The organism is Myxococcus sp. CA005, from assembly GCF_006518205.1.
Classification (GTDB): Bacteria; Myxococcota; Myxococcia; order Myxococcales; family Myxococcaceae; genus Myxococcus; species Myxococcus xanthus.
This window is the reverse complement of record NZ_SRLV01000003.1, coordinates 138,932-158,702: the sequence shown is the minus strand read 5'-3', so window position 1 is coordinate 158,702 and position 19,771 is coordinate 138,932. Positions and strand designations below refer to the sequence as shown.

At 70.2% G+C, this 19,771-nt stretch carries 13 protein-coding genes; 5 read left to right on the top strand and 8 right to left on the bottom strand.

Annotation, left to right across the window (positions count from 1 at the left end):
- Positions 1–70: 70 nt before the first annotated feature.
- Positions 71–1,708 (top strand): acyl-CoA synthetase, encoded by a 1,638-nt coding sequence (locus FMQ63_RS02495; RefSeq protein WP_026113878.1) that lies wholly within the window; start codon positions 71–73, stop codon positions 1,706–1,708.
- An 11-nt stretch (positions 1,709–1,719) separates the two neighbouring features.
- Here FMQ63_RS02495 and FMQ63_RS02490 read toward each other — a convergent pair whose 3' ends face one another.
- From FMQ63_RS02490 to FMQ63_RS02470, 5 genes are all read right to left on the bottom strand, one after another.
- Positions 1,720–2,889 (bottom strand): acyl-CoA dehydrogenase family protein, encoded by a 1,170-nt coding sequence (locus FMQ63_RS02490; RefSeq protein ID WP_011551071.1) that lies wholly within the window; start codon positions 2,887–2,889, stop codon positions 1,720–1,722.
- A gap of 170 nt (positions 2,890–3,059) precedes the next feature.
- A complete protein-coding gene (gene gndA, locus FMQ63_RS02485; RefSeq protein ID WP_011551072.1) occupies positions 3,060–4,484 on the bottom strand; it encodes an NADP-dependent phosphogluconate dehydrogenase in 1,425 nt (474 codons plus the stop codon).
- Between the two features lie 37 nt (positions 4,485–4,521).
- Positions 4,522–5,193 (bottom strand): 6-phosphogluconolactonase, encoded by a 672-nt coding sequence (gene pgl, locus FMQ63_RS02480; protein WP_011551073.1) that lies wholly within the window; start codon positions 5,191–5,193, stop codon positions 4,522–4,524.
- The gene (zwf, locus tag FMQ63_RS02475; protein ID WP_011551074.1) at positions 5,190–6,734 is read right to left on the bottom strand and encodes a glucose-6-phosphate dehydrogenase; all 1,545 of its coding nucleotides are present in this window, start codon (positions 6,732–6,734) and stop codon (positions 5,190–5,192) included. Before zwf ends, pgl begins: the two co-directional genes overlap by 4 nt.
- Before the next feature lie 123 nt (positions 6,735–6,857).
- Positions 6,858–7,757 (bottom strand): FkbM family methyltransferase, encoded by a 900-nt coding sequence (locus tag FMQ63_RS02470; protein ID WP_011551075.1) that lies wholly within the window; start codon positions 7,755–7,757, stop codon positions 6,858–6,860.
- 187 nt (positions 7,758–7,944) lie between these two features.
- Here FMQ63_RS02470 and FMQ63_RS02465 point away from each other — a divergent pair, with 187 nt between their 5' ends.
- Both FMQ63_RS02465 and FMQ63_RS02460 read left to right on the top strand, forming a co-directional pair.
- Complete coding sequence (locus FMQ63_RS02465; protein ID WP_011551076.1) at positions 7,945–8,670, top strand: 1-acyl-sn-glycerol-3-phosphate acyltransferase; 726 nt, start codon at positions 7,945–7,947, stop codon at positions 8,668–8,670.
- A 151-nt stretch (positions 8,671–8,821) separates the two neighbouring features.
- Positions 8,822–11,533, top strand: coding sequence for a PQQ-dependent sugar dehydrogenase (locus FMQ63_RS02460; protein WP_216608526.1), 2,712 nt, complete (start codon positions 8,822–8,824; stop codon positions 11,531–11,533).
- 232 nt (positions 11,534–11,765) lie between these two features.
- On the opposite strand, the gene FMQ63_RS02455 is transcribed toward FMQ63_RS02460, so the two are convergent.
- Positions 11,766–12,443 carry a hypothetical protein gene (locus FMQ63_RS02455; RefSeq protein WP_225909754.1) on the bottom strand — a complete coding sequence of 226 codons (678 nt, stop codon included), beginning with the start codon at positions 12,441–12,443 and terminating at the stop codon, positions 11,766–11,768.
- Between the two features lie 235 nt (positions 12,444–12,678).
- Between FMQ63_RS02455 and FMQ63_RS02450 the strand changes: the two genes are divergently transcribed.
- Both FMQ63_RS02450 and FMQ63_RS02445 read left to right on the top strand, forming a co-directional pair.
- Positions 12,679–13,923, top strand: a complete 1,245-nt coding sequence (locus FMQ63_RS02450; protein WP_011551079.1) for an exonuclease SbcCD subunit D C-terminal domain-containing protein — start codon at positions 12,679–12,681, stop codon at positions 13,921–13,923.
- On the top strand, positions 13,920–17,828 hold the full coding sequence (locus FMQ63_RS02445) for an AAA family ATPase (protein ID WP_011551080.1): 3,909 nt from the start codon (positions 13,920–13,922) through the stop codon (positions 17,826–17,828). The genes FMQ63_RS02450 and FMQ63_RS02445 overlap by 4 nt, the downstream gene beginning before the upstream one ends.
- 15 nt (positions 17,829–17,843) lie before the next feature.
- Here FMQ63_RS02445 and FMQ63_RS02440 read toward each other — a convergent pair whose 3' ends face one another.
- Both FMQ63_RS02440 and FMQ63_RS02435 read right to left on the bottom strand, forming a co-directional pair.
- On the bottom strand, positions 17,844–18,767 hold the full coding sequence (locus FMQ63_RS02440) for a serine/threonine-protein kinase (RefSeq protein WP_020478159.1): 924 nt from the start codon (positions 18,765–18,767) through the stop codon (positions 17,844–17,846).
- Positions 18,768–18,772: 5 nt separating this feature from the next.
- Positions 18,773–19,600: a TIGR02266 family protein gene (locus FMQ63_RS02435; RefSeq protein WP_011551082.1), complete on the bottom strand. Its 828-nt coding sequence runs from the start codon at positions 19,598–19,600 to the stop codon at positions 18,773–18,775.
- Positions 19,601–19,771: the final 171 nt, after the last annotated feature.

The following is a 19,771-nucleotide window of genomic DNA, read 5'->3' as shown; positions in this document are numbered from 1 at the left end:
GTGAAGGACGTCCCTGGCGTGTCGTGGCAGGCTCTGACGGTTGGTTTCTTCCGCCCAGGAGTCGGCCACCATGCCCCTGTCACCCCCTCGGAACATGAAGGACTACGAGGCCACCCGCCGGGACTTTCGCTGGGAGCGGCCCGAGCACTTCAACTTCGCGGCCGACGTCATCGACCGGCACGCCGCCGAGCGCCCGGAGGCGCTGGCCCTGCTGTGGTCCGACGAAGCCGGGCAGGCGCGGCGCTTCACGTGGGAGGACTTGCGGCGGCGCTCGCTGCACGCGGCCCGCTTCCTGACGGAGCAGGGGCTTCGCCGGGGGGACCGGGTCTTCATTATGATGCCGCGCGTGCCGGAGTGGTGGTTCCTGGTGCTGGGCTGCATTCGCGTGGGCATCGTCTTCATGCCGGGCACGCCCATGCTCACGCCGAAGGACATCCGTTACCGGTTGGAGGTGGCGGAGGCCCAGGCGGTGATTGCGGACGTGAGCTGCCTGGAGCGCTTCGACGGCCTGGTGGGGACGGCCGGCAAGGTCCGCACCTGGGTGTCGGTGGGCGAGGGCGCGCCGTCTCCGTGGGGGCGCTACGTGTCCGGCGTCGCGGAGGCGAACGCGGGCGCGGCCTTCGAGCCCACGCGCGCGGATGCGCCGCTGCTCATCTACTTCACGTCCGGCACCACGGGCATGCCGAAGATGGTGCTGCACACGCAGGCCAGCTACGGGCAGGGGCACGTGATTACCGGCCGCTACTGGCTGGACCTGACGCCGGAGGACCGGCACCTGACGCTCAGCGACACCGGCTGGGCCAAGTGCGCGTGGGGCAAGCTCTTCGGCCCGTGGAGTCAGGGCGCGTGCAACGTCGTCTATGACTTCCGTGGCCGCTTCGAGCCCGCGAAGCTGCTGAAGGTGCTGGAGACGCAGAAGGTCACCACCTTCTGCGCGCCGCCCACCGCGTGGCGGGCGCTGGTGCTCCAGGACTTGAAGGCCTTCGACCTGTCCTCGCTGCGGCACACGGTGAGCGCGGGCGAGCCGCTCAATCCGGAAGTCATCGACACGTGGAAGGATGCCACCGGGCTGCACATCCATGAGGGCTACGGGCAGACGGAGACGGTGATGATTGTGGGCATGTTCCCCTCCATGGCGCCGCGCGTGGGTTCCATGGGCAAGCCGTCCCCGGGCTTCACGGTGAGCGTCATCGACGACCAGGGCCAGGAGGTGGCGGACGGGCAAGAGGGGGACATCGCGGTGCGCGTGGCGCCCGAGCGGCCCGTGGGGTTGTTCCAGGGCTATCTCGGGGACGACGCGGCCAACGCGGCGTGCCGGCGTGGTGACTGGTACGTGACGGGAGACCGGGCCGTGCGCGACGCGGACGGCTACTTCTGGTTCGTGGGACGCGCGGATGACGTCATCAAGACGTCGGGCTACCGCGTGGGGCCCTTCGAGGTGGAGTCCGCGCTGCTGGAGCACGACGCAGTGGCGGAGTCGGCCGTCATCGGTGTGCCGGACGAGAAGATTGGCCAGCGGGTGAAGGCCTTCGTGGTGCTGGCGCCGGGGCATACGGCATCCCCGGTGCTCGCGCAGGCGTTGCAGGAGCACGTGAAGCGGACGACGGCGCCCTACAAGTACCCGCGCGAAATCGAGTTCGTCACCGAGCTGCCCAAGACGGTGAGCGGGAAGATTCGCCGCGCGGAGCTGCGCACCACGCGGACGTAGCGGGCGCGCCGTCAGGCTTCGAAGAGGACGGGGAAGCCCAGGAGCGCGCTGCCTTCCTGGGTGAACCAGCCCTCCGCCACGGCCGCGTGCTGGGTGAGGGTGTGGATGTCGCGGAAACGGCGCTGGAGTGATGCGCCATCGCGCACGGACGTGGCGCCGCCCGCGTGGTAGCAGGCCGTCACGACCTCGGCGGCTGTCTCCACGGCCCACGTCAGGGTGGCGGACACCTGCGGCGCGAGGGCGAAGGCCTTCATCGGGGACTGCTGGCAGGCGTCCCAGAACACCTCGCCCATGCGGCGGAGGGCGTCGTGAGCGGCGCGGGCGCCCGTCTCCGCGCGGCCCAGCCGGTTGCGGAACACAGGGGAGTCCACGAGCGAGGTGCGCGCATACAGCCGGCGCTTGCCCGAGCGGGCCAGGGTGAGCAGGTCGTCCACCGCGCCCTGGGCGATGCCCACCGCCACCGCGCCGATGTGCATGGCGTAGTGCAGCACCGGCACCACGAAGTTGGCGCCCGGCACGGAGGGCTGGCCGGTGAAGATGTCGAAGGTGCGTTGCTGGGGGACGAAGGCGTCGATGGCGATGTCGTGGCTGCCGGTGCCGCGCAGGCCGAGCACGTCCCAGTGCTCGATGATGCGGACCTCGCTGGCGGGGAGCAGCATGGCGCGCGTCTCGGGCATGCCCTCGGCGGGGCCAGCGCGGGGCGTGCCGTCTGGGCCAAGGACGACACAGTTGCCGAACAGCCATTCACTCTGGCGGCAGCCGGTGGCGAAGTTCCAGTGGCCGGTGACGCGGTAGCCGCCGTCCACCTGCACGGCCTTGCCCTGGGCATTGAAGGCGCCGCCCACGGTGGCATTGGGCCCGGCGGCGTAGACGGCATCGAACTCCTCGCGGAGGAGGAGGGCGAAGAGTTGGGGGCTCTCCGTGGCTATCATCATCGTCCAGGCGGTGGAGGCGTCCGCGCGGGCCAGCTCGGAGAGGACGTCCAGCCCGGTGACAAGATTCAGCTCCAGCCCGCCATGGCTGCGAGGGACAAGCATCCGGTAGACGCCGATGTCCTTCAGCGTGGCGATGAGGTCCAAGGGGAGCTGCCGTGCCTGCTCAATCTCCCCACTGCGAGCGGAGAGGGCAGGGGCCAACTCACGTACCGCATGTAGCAGGTTCGCTCCGGCATCCAGCGTCATGGTCGAGGCTCCGGAAAGAGAGCCTCAAAGATGCCTGATGCTCGATGTCTGTGAAAGGTGCAGTGCGCTAATGCTTTCAGGTCCTGCGCGCCAGGGCATTCGATGAGCAGGAATTGCCGTGTTCGCGGCCCGGGCGTTCGGGTGAACGCCCGGGTCAAGCAGGCCCCGTGCTACTTGCCCCACTCCGTGTGGACGAAGCCCGCTTCCGGTCTGTCCTTGCGCTGATACGTGTGCGCGCCGAAGGCGTCACGCTGTGCCTGGGTGAGGTTCTGCGGCAGCTCCGCGGTGCGGTAGCTGTCCAGGTACGCCAGCGAGGAGCTGAACACCGGCACGGGGATGCCCACGCGCGTGGCCACGCCCACCACCTGCCGCCACGCGGGGGCCATGCGCTCCAGCACCGGCGCGAAGGCGTCGGACACCATCAGGTTGGGCAGCGTCGGCTGCTGCTGGAAGGCCTCACGCAGCGGCGTGAGCAGCTTCGCGCGGATGATGCAGCCCCCCCGCCAGATGCGCGCCAGCTCCGCCAGGCTGATGTTCCACTGATACTCCTGGGACGCCGCCTGGATGAGCCGCATGCCCTGCGCATACGTCACCACCCGTGCCGCGTAGAGCGCGTCGTGCGTCCACGCCGCCAGTTGCGCTCGCTCCTCCTTGCTGAGCTGCCCCACCGGGCCGTTCAGCTTCGGCGCGGCGGCCACGCGTTCGTCCTTCATGGAGGACAGGATGCGTGCGTCCAGTGACGCGGCGATGGAGGGAATCGGGACGCCCAAATCCAGCGCCACCTGCACCGTCCACTTGCCGGTGCCCTTCTGGCCCGCCTTGTCCAACACCAGGTCCACCAGCGGCTTGCCCGTCTCCGGGTCCTTCTGGCGCAGCACCTTGATGGTGGTCTCCAGCAGGAACGAGCCGGCGATGCCGTGGTCCCACTGGGACAGCAGGTCCGCCAACGCGTCCGCGTCCAGCCCGAGCCCGCGGCGCAGCACGTCGTACGTTTCCGCGAGCAACTGCATGTCCGCGTACTCGATGCCGTTGTGCACCATCTTCACGAAGTGCCCGGCACCGTCCGCCCCCACGTAGGTGACACACGGCCCCATGTCCGTATTCGCGGCGATGGCTTCGAATACCGGACGCACCAGCTCGTACGCCGAGGGAGCACCGCCCGGCATGATGGAGGGGCCGTTGCGCGCGCCCTCCTCGCCGCCGGACACGCCGACGCCCAGGAAGTGGATGCCCTTGGCCTTGCACTGCTCCTCGCGGCGGCGCGTGTCCAGGAACCACGAGTTGCCGGCGTCCATGATGACGTCGCCTTCCGCCATCAGCGGCAGCAGGCGCTCCAGCATGGAGTCCACCGCCGCGCCCGCCGTCACCATCAGCAGCACCTTGCGCGGGCGCTCCAGTCGCTGAACGAAGGCCTCCAGCGACTCGGTGCCCCAGACCTCGGGGTGTCCGTGTTTGCGGTGCATCTCATCGATGCGCTCCGCATGCCTGTCCCACACGGCCACCCGGAAGCCGTGGTCCGCGATGTTGAGGGCGAGGCTCGCCCCCATGACGCCCATTCCCGCCACGCCGAACTGCGCGCCCGCTGACTCACTCATCGTTGGTTCCTCCTGGAAGGTTCGCGACTGGGAGCCCTCACCGCCCGGCGGCGGCGGGGTCCAGCATCCACTCCGAATTCGTCACCCGGGCGGCGGGGAGGCTCAGGTCCCCCGCCAGCGCCCGGCGCACCGTGTCCTGCTTGCCCGCCCCCGATACGAGGGTCAGCACGTGCCGCGCGGACCGCAATACCGGCAGCGTCAACGTCATCCGCCAGGGCGGCGGCTTGGGCCCCACCACCGCCAGGACGCGCTGCTCGGATTCCTCCAGCGCGGGGTGGCCGGGGAAGAGGCTGGCCGTGTGCCCGTCCTCCCCCATGCCCAGCAGCACCACGTCCAGGGAAGCAGGCAGCTTCGCCGCGTAGTCCTTCGCGGCGGCGTCCCGGTCCTCGCGCTCACCCTCCATGCGGAACACCTGCGACGGCGACAGCCGAAGAGGACGCAGCAGTGTGTCCTCCACCATCCGGTAGTTGCTGTCCGCGTGGTCGGGCGGCACGAAGCGCTCGTCCACGAAGTAGACGTCCACGCGCTCCCAGGGAAGTACCTGCGCCGCCAGCGCCCGGTACGCGGGCCCCGGCGTGCTGCCGCCCGACAGGGCCAGGCTGACGCGACGCTGGGTGGCGAGCGTGTCCTGGAGCGCGCGCGCCATCCACGTCGCGGCTTCCCGGGGCAGGGACTCGGTGGGCACGACGTGCGTGCGCGTGGCGCTCATAGGCCGGTCCACCGGCGGCCATCGCGGGCCAGCAGCGCGGCCGCGGCATCCGGGCCCGCGCTGCCACCGGGGTAGCCGTGCGCCGGTCCGCCCTCGCCGGACTCCAGGGCTTGGAGGATGGGCGTCACGAAGGTCCACGCCTGCTCCACGCTGTCCTGCCGCGCGTAGAGGGTGGCGTTGCCGCGCATGCAGTCCAGCAGCAGGCGCTCGTAGGCCTCGGGGACCGGCCGCTGGAAGGTCTCCTGATAGTTGAAGTCCATGGTGACGCCCGCGATGTTGACATCCTCGCCCGGCACCTTGGATTCGAAGGAGAGCGCGATGCCTTCCTGGGGCTGGATGCGCAGCGTGAGCACGTTGGGCTGCAGCCGCTGGCAGGTGGCGCCTTCCCCGGAGAAGAGGCTGATGGGCACCGATTTGAAGTGGATGGACACCTCCGTCACGCGCCGCTTCAGCTTCTTGCCCGCGCGCAGATAGAAGGGCACGCCCGCCCAGCGCCAGTTGTCGATGTTCATCTTCATGGCGACATAGGTCGGCGTGCGCGAGCCGGCCTTCACGCCCTTCTCCTGGAGGTAACCCTCGTACTGGCCGGCCACCACCGCGCGGGACACCTCGCGGCCCTCCAGCGGGCGCAGCGCGCGGAAGACCTTGGTCTTTTCGTCGCGGATGTCCTCGGCGCCGAAGGACACGGGCGGTTCCATTGCACACAGCGCGAGCACCTGGAGCAGGTGGTTCTGCACCATGTCCCGGATGACGCCCGTCTCGTCGTAGAAGCCGCCGCGCCCCTCCACCCCCAGCGTCTCCGCCGCGGTGATTTCCACGTGGTCGATGTGCTGCCGGTTCCACAGCGGCTCGAAGATGGCATTGGCGAAGCGGAAGACGAGGATGTTCTGGACCGTCTCCTTGCCCAGGTAGTGGTCGATGCGGAATATCTGCCGCTCGTCCAGCACCGCCGCCAGCTCACGGTTGAGCGCGCGGGCGCTCTCCAAATCGTGGCCGAAGGGCTTCTCGATGATGAGCCGCTGCCACGGGCGCGGGTCGGCCTGTTCCTGGCGCTTCAGCAGCCCCGACTCCGACAGGCCCTGGAGGATTTGGGGGAAGGTGGAGGCCGGAGTGGCCAGGTAATAGAACTGGTTGCCCTGGGTGCCGAACTTCTGGGCGACCCGGTCGAGCTCCTCGCGCAGGCGCACGAAGGACTTCGGGTCGTCATAGCCGCCGGAGATGAGCTCCAGGCGCGGGGCGAAGTCGTTCCAGACGGCCTCGTCCAGGGGCTGGGTGCGGGCGAACTTCAGCAGGGACGCCTTCACATGCTCGCGGAAGGCCTCGCTGTCTCCTTCGGAGCGGCTGAAGGCGACGACGGCGAAGTTCTTCGGCAGCAGGTGGGCTCGCGCCAACTCGAAGAGGGCCGGGAACAGCTTGCGCTGGGCCAGGTCTCCGGTGGCGCCGAACAACACCAGCGCGCACGGGTCGGGCCGCCGGGCGCGAACCAGCGGGTCTCCTTCTCGGGGATGGGTCTCGATGTGCAGGCCCTGATGCGCGTCCATTCGCTGCCTCCCTCCGGGTTCGGTCCGGCAGGCACCTTACGCCTTCCGAGCAACCACCGGGCAAGGGAGAGTGCGGGCAGTGACGCCGGTCCGACGTTGCGGAGCGTGCCTGCTCCGCGCCCTTCAAGGCAGGCAGAGCAACTGGTACCGTTGGGTGTCGTGCTGCTTCACTTCGCGCAGGTCGACACGGCACGCCTGTTCAATGTCATCGAAAGGCGACACCCGACCCCACAGCCGGCGCAGGTGGCTCCGCTTCGCCTTGAAGTCGTCGGGGGGCAGGTAGGCGCGGATGTTCTTGTAGTGACCTTCGAGCACCTCGCAGACGCGGCGAGGGTCGGCTCGCGCATACTCACCCCGTCCGTGGACCTTGATGTAGAGGATGGGCTTGTCCGGACGTTCGAGCGTGGCCCGCATGCCAGCCAGCACGTCCAGCTCGAAGCCCTCCACGTCGACCTTCACGAAGTCCACGTGTGACAGGCCCTGCTTCTGGACGAAGCCGTCCACGGTGACAACCGGGACGCTGATTCCCTCCGCGCCCTCTACGGGAACGTGTCCGTTGAGGCCCGTGGCGAAGGTGATGACGCCTTCCTGCGAGCCCACCGCCGTCTGGATGGCCTGGCAGTTGCGCAGGTGGTTGTTCCGGAAGTTGGCGTCCAGCTCCGCGTAGTTCTCCGGCTCGGGCTCGAAGCTGAAGAGCTGTCCCAGCGGGCCGATGCGGCTGCGCAGGTACATGGACAGGTAGCCGATGTTGGCTCCCACGTCGAAGGCCACCATGCCCGGCCGCAGATGGGGGGCGATGAGCGGGAGGTCCGACAGGAAGTCGTCGCCCTGCAGGTACAGCAGCATGTGCGTCGTGCTGCGGTGGGCCTTCAATGTCAGGTCATAGCCAAACAGCCTGCGCTGGACCTCGAGCGGTTGCTGACCGTTCAGCTCCAGCAGCAACCGCGCCGTGCGCAGCTGGCTGAAGAGGAGGAATGTGTGGGCGAGTCGGGCGGCTCGGAGCGCGGGGGTGATGGGGCGCATGGGGGCGCTCCCGTCTTTATGGCAGCGGCAGGTCCACGGACAAGGAACGGCGGATTGCCCTTGGGGCCAATCTCCATGACGCCCCCAGGCCGGTCGGCTGGATGGGAGGGGCGCGGCCGTGGGAGTGCGGGGCCGTCAGGAGGGGAGCGTGGGATGGGCCCGAAGGTGGTATGCCTGGGGCCTCGCCATGAAGTACGCCGTCACGCTCTGGTTCTGGGTCGTCTTCCTGCTCACCGCCCCGGTGCTGTTCACCCTGGGCGCGCTGCTGCTCATCGTCACGTACCCGTTCGACCGGGACCGGCGGCTCTTGCACTCATTGGTCTGTCGTTGGTGCTATGGCCTGTGGCTGCACGCGTCCCCAGGCTGGCGCACGCGAATCGAAGGCCGTGAGCTCATTCCGCCCGGGCCCTGTGTGATGGTGGTCAACCACCAGTCCGCGGCGGACATCCTCGCCGTCATGGGCCTGTTCCGTCCCTACAAGTTCGTGGCGAAGGCGTCGCTGTTCTCGCTGCCCCTGGTGGGGTGGATGATGACGCTGCTGGCCTACGTGCCCATTGTCCGGGGCTCGTCCACCGCCATGAACCAGCTCCTGGATCCGTGCCGGCGCTGGCTTCGTCGTGGCATGCCGGTGCTCATCTTCCCGGAGGGGACGTACTCCAAGGGCGGGCAGTTGCTGCCCTTCAAGCGGGGCGCCTTCCAGCTCGCGCTGGAGGAGCATGTGCCGGTGGTGCCCGTGGTGGTGGAGGGCACGCCAGGGCTGCTGGATGGAGACGGCCCCTGGATGAGTCCCACCGCCTCCATCCGCGTGCGCGTGCTTCCCGCGCTGCCGCCCGAGTCCTTCAGTCCGGACTCACAGGCGTTGGCCACGCAGGTTCGCGCGCTGTTCGAGCAGACGTTGGCGAAGACGGGCTGAGTGCCCCCGCGCTCGCGCCTGGCCACGGTCAAGCCCACCCTGGTGCAAATAATGGGGGGCTGAAACACTGACACAATCCAATACAGGATGGGTGAGTCCTCGCGTACGTCTCATGCGTGCTGAGGGGGACATTGCGCTATCCTCAACATACATGCGCTCTACTTTGATGTTACTTGGGTTGTTAGGGCTGTCTTCGCCCGCCTGGGCCGCGGTGCCCTCCGGCTTCGTGGAGATGCCCTTCATCTCCAATACCCTCACGCAGGCCACGGGGATGGCATGGGCGCCGGACGGTTCAGGCCGCTTGTTCATCACCCTCAAGACGGGCGAAATCCGGGTGGTGTCGCTGAAGGACGGCCAGCCTGAAACACAGCCAGGGAACAGCACGCTGGTGACGCAGGTGTTCGCGACGGAGGATTCCGTCTACACCGGCAGCGAGTGCGGCCTCCTCGGTATCGCTTTCGACCCGAACTACGTGGTCAACCGCTACGTTTATTTCTTCGTCACCGTCTCCGCGTCGGAGCAGCAGATTGTCCGCTACACGGATGTGGAAGGGACGGGCAGGGCGCGCACCGTCGTCGTCAGTCGGCTGCCCACGCGGGGCGCGAACAATGTCGGCGGTGCCATTGGCTTCGGCCCGGACGGAAAGCTGTACTGGGCCATTGGCGACCTGGGCAACGGCACGGGCGTGAATGCGGACCTGACGTCGATGGCGGCCAAGGTGAGCCGCGCGAACCCGGATGGCACGCCCGACAGCGACAACCCCTTCAACGACGGCGTGGGGCCCAACAACGAGTACATCTGGGCGCGCGGCTTCCGCAATCCCTTCACCTTCACCTTCCAGCCCACCACGGGCCGGTTGTGGGTGAACAGCGTGGGCACCGACTACGAGCAGGTCTTCGTCGTCACCCGCCGAAGCCATGCCGGCTACAGCGACTACGAGAACAACCAACCCAGCACCAACGACTTCATCACTCCCGTCGTCAAGTACAGAACCAACGGTTCCGATACCCGCGGCCTCTCCGCGGGTGGCGCCGTACGCAGCAGCGGGGTGGCCACCTTCACCACCGCCGGGAACCATGGCTTCCGCAAGGGTGAGCGGCTCACGCTCAGCGGTGTGGAGGATGCGAGCTTCAATGGCCTGTTGCTGGTGGCCAGCGTTCCTTCCCCCACGACCTTCACCGTGTCGCAGCCTTCACTGCCGGACGCGGCGAGCAGCGGGGGAACGGCCACGACGCAGGAGCTCGGTGGCTCCATCACCGGTGGCACCTTCTACGACGCGACCCTGTTCGACGAGGCGTACCAGGACAACTTCTTCTTCGGGGACTTCAACACCGGTCAGTTGACGCGAGTCACCCTGGAAGAGGACAACTCGGTGGCTACGGTGGATGAATGGGCCACCGGCTTCACCTCGCAGGTGGACATGTCGGTGGGCCCGGACGGCGCGCTCTACACCATCGGCGCGTCGGGCGGCGTCCTGCGGCGCATCACGCCCGAGACGCCGGGACAGAAACTGGTGGTGTCCGGGCTGCAGCCGCGCGTCGAGGAGGGCGGACGCGCTGCCTTCACCGTGCGCCTGGCCGAAGCGCCGGCCTTCGATGTCTCCGTGCGGGTCTCCCGCGCGCTGGGCGGCTCCGAGGACCTGAGCATCGTCAGCGGCGCGGCACTCACCTTCACCGCATCCAACTGGAACGTGCCCCAGGTGGTGACGCTCAGCGCGGCGGTGGACGAGGACGAGACGCCGGAGGTCGCTACCTTCATGGTGGTGGCGGACGGGCTGCAGGAGGTGGCGGTGGTGGCCACCACCATCGACAACAACTCGCCGCGCCTGGTGCTGACCGAGTCGCAGGTGACGGTCGTGGAGGGCGGGACGGCGACCTTCGGCGTGTCGCTCTCACAGCGGCCCCTGCGCAACGTCACGGTGACCGTGGTGCGCACCCGCGGGGACGAGGACCTCACCGTCCAGTCCGGGGCGACGCTGACCTTCACCACCTCCGACTGGAACACGCCCAAGGACGTCACCCTGGCCGCCGCGCCGGACGCGGACGCCGAGGACGGCACGGCCATCATCACCGTGTCCGCCCCGGGCGTGGACGCACGTGAGGTGGAGGCCTTCGAGCAGGACACGACTCTCCTGCCGCCCGCCATCCTCTCCGCGCCGGTGACCCGAGCCGTGGTGGGCAGTCCGTACCGGTATGAAGTGCAGGCGACGGCACGGCCTGCGCCCACGTATGCGCTGGTGAGCACGGTGCCGGGCATGAGCATCGATGCCGCCACCGGTGTCATCACCTGGGAGCCCACCGAGACGGGCACGGTGGAGGTCTCCGTGCGCGTGAGCAACGGCGCCGCGCCGGACGCCGTGCAGGACTTCACCATCACGGTGAGCCCGGACGCGCCGCCCACCGCCATCCTCACGCGCCCCGAAGATGGTGAGCACGTGTCCGGCACCACGGCGGAGTTCTACGGCGACTGCCAGGACGATGTGGGCTGCACGCACGCGGAGTTCTACGTGGACGACGTGCTGCGCTACACCGACGAGCGGACCGAAAGCCCCTACTACTACGGCGGCGAGCCCAGCCGCTGGGACACCACGGGCCTGACGCCGGGCTGGCACCGCGTCCGCTTCGTCGTGGTGGACTCGACGGGGCAGCAGGGCTCCGCCGAGGCGACGGTGTGCATGGGCGATGCCCCCTGTGAGTCGCCGCTGTTGGATGCGGGGACGGACGCCGGAACCGACGCGGGCACCGAGCTTCCGCCTCCCAACGAGCCGGGCGGCTGCAACTGCAACACGATGCCGCTGGCGCCGTTGGCCTGGGGCTCGCTTGCGTGGCTCGTGCTCCAGCGGCGACGGTCGCGTCGCAGTTGAGCGCGCCTGGCCGCTCTTGCGCCCGCCGCCCTGTTTCACCTCGCGCAGGGCATCTTTGAGCAGAAGCGCTGGAGTCACCATGGACTCCAGCGCTTCGTCGCTGTCGGGCATGCCGAGCTTCACGGCCTTGCGCCGCTCGTCCCCGAGGGTGACGTTCCCGAAGTGGCGGCAACGCATCATGCGCGGATGCCGCACGCGCGGGACCCGCAGCGTGTCAGCAGGGTCTCCAGCCTCAGGACTGGGTGCCTTCCTGTCCAGTGCCCTCCGACCGCCACTGGGTATGGCCGCGCGTGCCCTGCACGGCGTCGGCCAGCTCACGCACGGGCGTCAGGAAGCCGTACAACTCGATGGGGGTGCATGGGACTTCGTCTGTCACCTCCGCCGACAGGACGCCGTTCTCGATGGAGAAGCTCTCGAAGGCGCGGGCCAGGTTCAGCAGGGGGCGCCGCATGCCCGCGCTGAGGAGGATGGCGCGGGCCTGAGGGGTGACGTTCTTCAGGTCCAGCATGGCGTCGAGGCCGGCATCGCCAATTTGCTCGTCCTGTACGCCGAACAGCTTGAGGAACTTGTCGCCCAGCCCCTCGGGGCGGATGACCACCTCGCGCGGAAAGTCGTCGCCGAGCTCGTGCCGGATGATGGTGGCGATGCGGTACGCCTTCTCCTGGTGGCGGTACTCGGTCTCCAGGGTGAGCGGACGCCCGGCGTAGCTGCCCTCCATCTTCAAGGTCCCCGCGGAGTACATGAACCTGCCAGGCGTCGGCATGAAGGACCAGCCACGGGTGGTCGCGAAGTCCTGCCAGGCCTGGATTTGCTTCTTCCAGCGGCGCCAGCGGAAGTAGCCAACGATGCTCGAGACGCCGACGCCCGCCCCGAGGATGCCGGCGAAGATGCCAATTTGTAGCCCGGTCATTCCCGCGAGCATCTCTGCTCGGAGCGTCTTGGCCAACCCCCTCCGTGCGTGAGGGCCTCCAGAGGGGACGTGGCGGGGCGTCTTCTCCAGAACGGCCTGGAATTACAGGAACTTGCGCACATGTCAGAGTGAGGGAGTAAGGGAGCAGGCGCCCGCCGCTTGGAGCGAGCAGCCCCTCTGTTGGAGGCTGCCCGCTGGCCAGAGCGCCACGGGAAAGAGGGAGGGTGGACGCCTGATGCGCCTGCTGCACACGTCGGACTGGCACCTGGGACACACGCTGTACGACGTCTCGCGGGATGCGGAGCACGCGGCCTTCCTGGACTGGCTGCTGGAGACCCTGGAAGCGCAGTCCGTGGATGCGCTGCTGGTGGCCGGAGACATCTTCGACACGGCGAACCCCAGCGCGGAGGCGCAGGCGGCCTGGTACCAGTTCGTCGCGAAGGCGCGGCGGCGGATGCCCCGGCTGGACGTGGTGGTGATTGGCGGCAACCACGACTCCGCGGCGCGGCTGGACGCGCCGGACCCGCTGTTCGCGGCGCTGGGCGTGCACGTGGTGGGCGGACTGCCGCGGGCCCGAGGCGCCATGGACCAGGAGCGGCTGCTGGTGCCGCTGCACGACGCGAAGGGACGGGTGGGTGCGTGGGTGGCGGCGGTGCCGTACCTGCGTCCCGCGGACCTGCCGCCCGTGCCCGGGGACATGGGAGACCGGCTGGTGGAGGGTGTGCGCTCGGTGTACGCGGAGGTGCTGGCCGCGGCGCGGCGCAGGCGTCAGGCGGGACAGGCGCTGGTGGCCATGGGGCATTGCTACATGACGGGCACGGAGCTGTCCGCGTTGAGCGAGCGGAAGATTCTCGGCGGCAACCAGCACGCGCTGCCCGTGGACCTGTTCCCGGACGACGTGGCCTACGCGGCGCTGGGGCATCTGCACAAGGCCCAGCGGGTGGGCGGACGCGAGGGGGTGCGTTACAGCGGCTCGCCGTTGCCCCTGTCGCTGTCGGAGGCGGGCTACCGGCATCAGGTGCTGCTGGTGGAGCTGGAAGGCGACGCGCTGCGCGAGGTGCAATCCCTGCCCGTGCCCCGGACCACGGACATGGTGCGCGTGCCTTCGCGGGACGCTGCTCCCTTGGACGCGGTGCTGACGCAACTGGAGGGCTTGCCGGCGCACGACGCGGACACGCTGGAGTGGCGGCGGCCCTACCTGGAGGTGTGCGTGTCGTTGCCCCGGCCGGAGCCCGCGCTGCGGCAGAAGGTGGAGAAGGTGCTGGAGGGGAAGGCGGCGCGGCTGGTGAAGCTGACGCCCGCCTATACCGGGACGGGAGGCGCGTTGGCGGAGGTGCAGCCGGGCCTCTCCCTGAAGGAACGCACGCCCGAGGATGTCTTCCGCGCGCGTTACGCCCGTGACTTCGAGGAGCCACCCGCACTGGCGCTGCTGGAGGCCTTTCATACGTTGCTGACCGACGTGCAGGAGGAGTCGCCGTGAAGGTGCTCGCGATTCGCGGTTCCAACCTGACGAGCTTCGCGGGGGACTTCGCGCTGGAGCTGGACCAGCCGCCGTTGGACCGGCTGGGCTTGTTCGCGATTACCGGCGCCACGGGCGCGGGCAAGAGTACGTTGCTGGATGCCCTGTGTCTGGCGCTGTTCGACCGCACGCCCCGGCTGGGGGGACGCGGCGGCGCGCCGGTGGGCCGCGCGGACGAGGACGAGGACGCGCGACTGTCCGCCTACGACGTGCGCGGCATGCTGCGCCGGGGCGCGGGCGAGGGCTATGCGGAGGTGGACTTCCTGGGCAAGGACGGGCGGCGCTACCGGGCGCGCTGGTCCGTGTGGCGCGCGCGAAACCGCGCCGAGGGGCGCTTCCGGCCCCAGGAAATGCAGTTGATGGACGTGGTCACCGGGCAGCTCACGGGCCGCACCAAGGGCGAGGTGCTGGCCGCCATCCAGGAGCGGCTGGGGTTGTCGTTCGACCAGTTCCGTCGCTCGGCGCTGCTGGCGCAGGGCGAGTTCGCGGCCTTCCTCAAGGCGGATGCCAGCGAGCGCGCGGAGCTGCTGGAGCGGATGACGGGCACGGAGGTGTACAGCCGCTTGTCCATGGCCGCGCACGAGAAGAACAAGGCGGAGCAGGAGTCGCTGGCGAAGCGGGCGCAGGGATTGGCGGCGATTGCCCTGATGCCAGAGGCGGAGCGCGCGGCGGCTGCGGCTGCGCTCGGTGAGGAGTCCCGGGCGCGTCAGGCGGTGGAGGCGCTGCTCAAGGACGCGGAGGGCGCGGCGGCGTGGCATGTCGCGCGGGCGGGGCTGCGGGAGGCGGAGCTCGCGGCGGAGGCAAAGGCGAAGGCGGCCACGACGGCCCTGGAGGAGGCGGCGCCGCGCGCGGCACGGCTGGAGGCGGTCCGCGAGGCAGAGGCCTTCCGGGGGCCGGTGGCGGCGGCGGAGGCCGCGGAGCGCCGGTGGGCGGAGGCGGAGGCGGCGCAGGTGGCGCGGGCGTCGGAGGTGGAGGCGGCGCTGTCGGAGGTCTCGGCGCGGCGGGTGGGGCAACTGGAGGCGGAGACCGCGCGCGCCGCGGCGCAGGAGCGGGAGGTGGCGACGCGTCCCGCGCTGGAGGAGGCGGCGCGACTGGATGCGCGGCTGGACGGTGTCTCCCGGGAGGCGGGGGAGGCGCGGGCGCGGGCGGAGAAGTCCCAGGCGGCGCTGTCGGAGGCGAAGGCGGAGCTGGATGCCGTGCTCGTGCGCGAGGCCGAGGCACGGGACAAGGGGGAGGCCGCGAGGCACTGGCTGACGGAGAAGGCGCACTGGGTCGCGCTCACGAGCGAGTGGCCGCGCTGGCATCGCGAGCTGGAACGCTACGAGGGGGCGCAGGGCGAGCGGCGCAAGGCGGGTGAGGAGTCCGGACGGCTGCTCGGTGAGGTGGAGGGACTGCGCGAGACGGTGGGCCTTCGGCGGGGGGAGCGGGATGCCGCGGTCCGTGCGGAGGAGATGGCCCTGGCCGCGGCGACGCATGCCGAGGCGGCCGTGGGGACGGAGACGGGCGCGCAACGGCGGGCGCAGCGTGAACGCCTGTTGGCGCGGCAGGAGGCCGTGCGGGGCTTGAAGACGGCTCACGAGGGGCTCGTCGCGGATGAGGCCGAGGCTCGCGAGGCGGGCACGGAGGTGAAGGCGGCGAAGGCGGAGGTCGAGGCCGCGACGGCGGAAGCGCGCGCGGCGGAGACTCGGCGGACGCAGGGGGAAGCCGCGCTCAAGGAGGCGCAGCGTTCACTGTCTGTGGCGCAGGCGACGCAGGGCTATGCGTCCCACCGTACCTTGCTGAAGGACGGTGAGGCGTGCCCGTTGTGTGGCGCGGAAGAGCACCCCTACGCGCGCGAGGTGTCCGCGCTCGATGGGCTGGTCGCGGAAGCAGCTTCGCGCGTGGAGACGCTGGAGACGGAGCGGACCGCGGCCACCCAGGCGGAGGTAGCGGCGAGCGCTCGGCGCGCGGCGGCGAATGCGCGCACCGGACAGGCGGAGGCGCGCAGGCAGTCCGCGGAGGCCCGCGCGGAGGCGCACGGTGACGCCTGGCGGAAGGGGCACACCGCGTGGCTGGAGTCCATCCGGGAAGAGGGCGCGGAAGTGTCCTCCCGTACCACCTCCGTGCCGGAGTCCGATGGCAGCGCTCGAAGGTCCAGTGCGGACGGGGGAGCCGAGGCTGCGCGGTCGTCGGCGCGAGCCGGAGGCGCTGATGCGTCGCCACCGGCCGCAGGGGGTTCGCCCAAGGCGGGCGCGTGGCTCGACGCGGCGCGTGCCGAGGTCGCGGAGCGGCTTGCGGCGCTGAAGGCCGACGAGCAGGCCGCCGAGTCACTGGCCCGCACCGCGCGCGAGGCCCGCGCGGCGCTGGAGACGCAGCGTACTCGGCGCGAGGTGGCGGCGGAGTCGCTGCGCCGGGCGGAGGAGGCGCTGTCGCGCGCGGAGTCGGTGCTCAAGGACGTCCATGTCCGGCTCGAGACCGCGGAGCAGACGTTGCGGCAGGTGCTCGCGGAGGTGTCACCCGTCTTCACCGCGGACGTGGGCTGGGACCGGAAGCTGGAGGAGGACCCGGCCACCTTCCGCCGCAAGTGTGGAGAGCGGGTGGTGATGTGGAAGGGGAAGGAGGAGGCCCGGCTGAAGGCGGAGGAGCGCGAGGCCGAGGAGCAGCGTCATCGCGCCCGGGCGCAGGGGCTGGTGGAGGTGAGCACCCGCCACGCCGAGGAGCATCAGGCCTTCGCCGTGCGCAAGGAGCAGGAGCGCGGCGAGCTGACCCGCGCACGCGCGGCCCTGTTGCACGGCCGTCCCACGGTGGAGGTCCGCGCCGAGCTCCAGGCACGGCTGGAGGCCACGGAGTCGGCCTTCGAGCAGGCACGTGAGCGCGCGGAAGCGGCGCGTCAGGCGGCGCAGGTCGCCACCGCGCGTGCCGAGGATGCCGTGCGCGCCAGGACGGAGGCGCTGGCCCTGCGTGAGTCGGAAGGCGCCGCGCTGACAACGCTGCTCGCCGCGCATGGGACCACGCTGGAGGCCGTGCGGACGCTGCTGGCATTCGACGCGGCCTGGCGCGAAGCAGAGGCTCGCGCACTGTCGGCCCTGCGCGAGGCGCTCGCCCAGGCGACCGCCGTGCTGGCGGAGCGAAGCGAGCGTCGCGCGCGGCACGAGGACTCCGGTCCTCCGTCACTCTCCGAGCAGGACGCGGGCGCCGAATGCGAGCGGCTGCGCGCGGAGGTCGAGGCCCGTCGTCATGCCGAGGCCGCGCTGCACGCGCGCCTGGTGGCCGACGACACGGCGCGGGCGCGGCATGGCGCCGAGGCCGCGGCCCTGGAGGAGGGCCGCCGCGCGGCGGAGGTGTGGAAGGTGCTGGGCGACCTCATCGGCTCGCACGACGGCAAGCGCTTCAAGGTCTTCGCCCAGAGCCTCACGCTGGACGCCTTGCTGCTGCACGCCAACGCGCACTTGCGGGAGCTCGCGCGGCGCTACCGGCTGATGCGCGTTCCCGGACACGACCTGGACCTCCAAATCGTGGACGGGGACATGGGCGACGAGGTCCGCAGCGTGGCCAGCCTGTCCGGCGGTGAGAGTTTCCTGGTGTCCCTGGCGCTCGCGTTGGGGCTGGCGTCCCTTTCGTCGGAGACGACGCAAGTGGAGACGCTCTTCATCGACGAGGGCTTCGGCACGCTGGACCCGGAGACGCTGGAGGTGGCCCTGGCCACGCTGGACGCGCTCCAGGCCACGGGCCGGCAGGTGGGCATCATCTCGCACGTCAGCGGCATGGCGGAGCGCATCGGCGTGCAGGTGCGCGTGGTGAAGCAGGGCGGCGGGCGCAGCCGGCTGGTGGTGGAGGGCGACCCGGGCATGGTGCCTCCTTCCATGGGACAGCAGGAGGTGGCGTAGCGGCACCTCGCGGGCTCAGGTCTCCATCAGCCCGCGCACCACCGCGGCCACGGCCAGGGGCGTGGCCACGCGGTCATCGCTCAGCGGCGCCAGGGCCCGGGCGAACTGCTCCGCGGAGCCGAAGCGCTGCGAAGGGACGGGCGCCAGCGCGCGGTCCAGCACCAGCGCCAGCGCGTCGGGGACGCCGGGCACACGCATGCGCACGGGAGTCACCCGGCCGCCGCGGATGGAGGACTCCACCTGCTCCTCCGGGCCGGAAGGGAAGGGCGACTCCAGCGCCAGCAGTTCGTAGAGCAGCACCGCCGTCGCCCACAGGTCCACCGCCACGGACACGTCGCCCGCGAGCAGTTCCGGGGAGCGGTAGTGCTGCTTGCCCAGCCGCCGGATGTCCTGCACCGCGCCCGCGCGGGAGCGCGCCACGCCGAAGTCCGCCAGCTTCACCTCACCGGTGCGGGACAGCAGCACGTTGTGCGGGGACACGTCGCAGTGCACCACGCCCAGGGGGCGGCCCGTGGTGCTGACGGCATGGTGCGCGTGCGACAGGGCCTCCAGCACCTGCCGGACGATGAGCACGGAGATGTCGATGGGCAGCTCGATGCGGCGGCGGCGGCACCGCGCCAGCACGCGGCCCAGGTCGGGGCCTTCCACCAGCTCCAGCGCCAGGTAGCCACCGTCCGGCAGCTCGCCGTACTCCACGAAGCCGACGATGTACGGGTGGCGCAGGCAGCGAGCGAGCTCGGCTTCGTGCAGGAGCTGCTCGTGGGCCTCCGCGTCTCTCAGGCGCTCGGGACGCACGCGCTTGAGGGCCACCTGCGCTCCGGCATGTGGGCCCTGCTGCATCCGCGCGAGAAACACCTCCGCCATGCCGCCGCGTCCCAGCCGGGACAGCAGCTGGAAGCGGCCATGGTCGCGAGGCCAGATTTCCCGCACGTTCTCCATCACGTTCAGCCCACGCCACCCGCGAGGCTCGCCAGGTAGTCGTCCAGCGTCTGGGAGAAGGTGGCGTCGTCATTGAGGAACGCCAGGCCCACGCCGCCCGTGTACGGGTCGTCCACCACGTGGACCACCACCGCGTCGCCCTGCAGGCGTTCGCCGTTGGGCAGCTTCACGTCCACGGTGACGACGCTGTCGGGCAGGGGCCGGTGCGCGGTGCGCACGAAGAGGCCGCCGTTGGAGATGTTGAGGGCGTGCTCACGCACGAAGTCCAACTCGGTCCGGAACTCCATTTCCAGCTTCACGGCGAAGCGGCGACCGCGACGCTGAGGCCCCTCCGGCGGGCGGACGAGCACCTGGTGATGTGGGCTGCTGGGAGAGGGAGCGGGCGCCTCCACGGGCTTCGGGCTCGGTTGAGGCACGGAGGCCGCGGCGCCACCCACGGTGGGCCCCGCGGGACGCACGCTGCTGACGGGCAGCGTGGTCAGGTGCTGCTGAAGCACCCGCGCCGCGGCGGAGCATTCGTCTCCCCGGAAGGTGGTGCCGCCCCCGAAGGCCGCCGCGCGAAAAGCATCTCGCTCCGCCTTGGGCAGACGCCACAGCTCCACGAACGTGCCGCCGCTGCGCTTCGCGTCCTCCGCGAGCCGCTCCACGGCGGAGCGTGGATAGCCTGGCGCCTCCACCTTCAATTCAATGCCTGCTTCCTCGGGGCGCAGGGCCACCACGAGTTGGAGTGACTGCGCGGAGGTGAGCACCTCGCCAATCCCTTCCACCCAGGCTGCCACGCGCTCCGGGGGAGCCGAGCCATTCCACAATGCCGCAAGACCGAAGACGGGCACGGGCGCGACGATAGCCGACCCCTCTCAACCCGCGAACCCCGTTTACCAACAGCCTGGGCGCAATCCAGCCACGTCACTGGACTGGGATCATCCAGACCCCGACTCAGAGTTGCCCCAGGGGAACAGGTACTCGGAAACTCCCGCGTTGTTCTCTATTATGGAAGTCTGCTT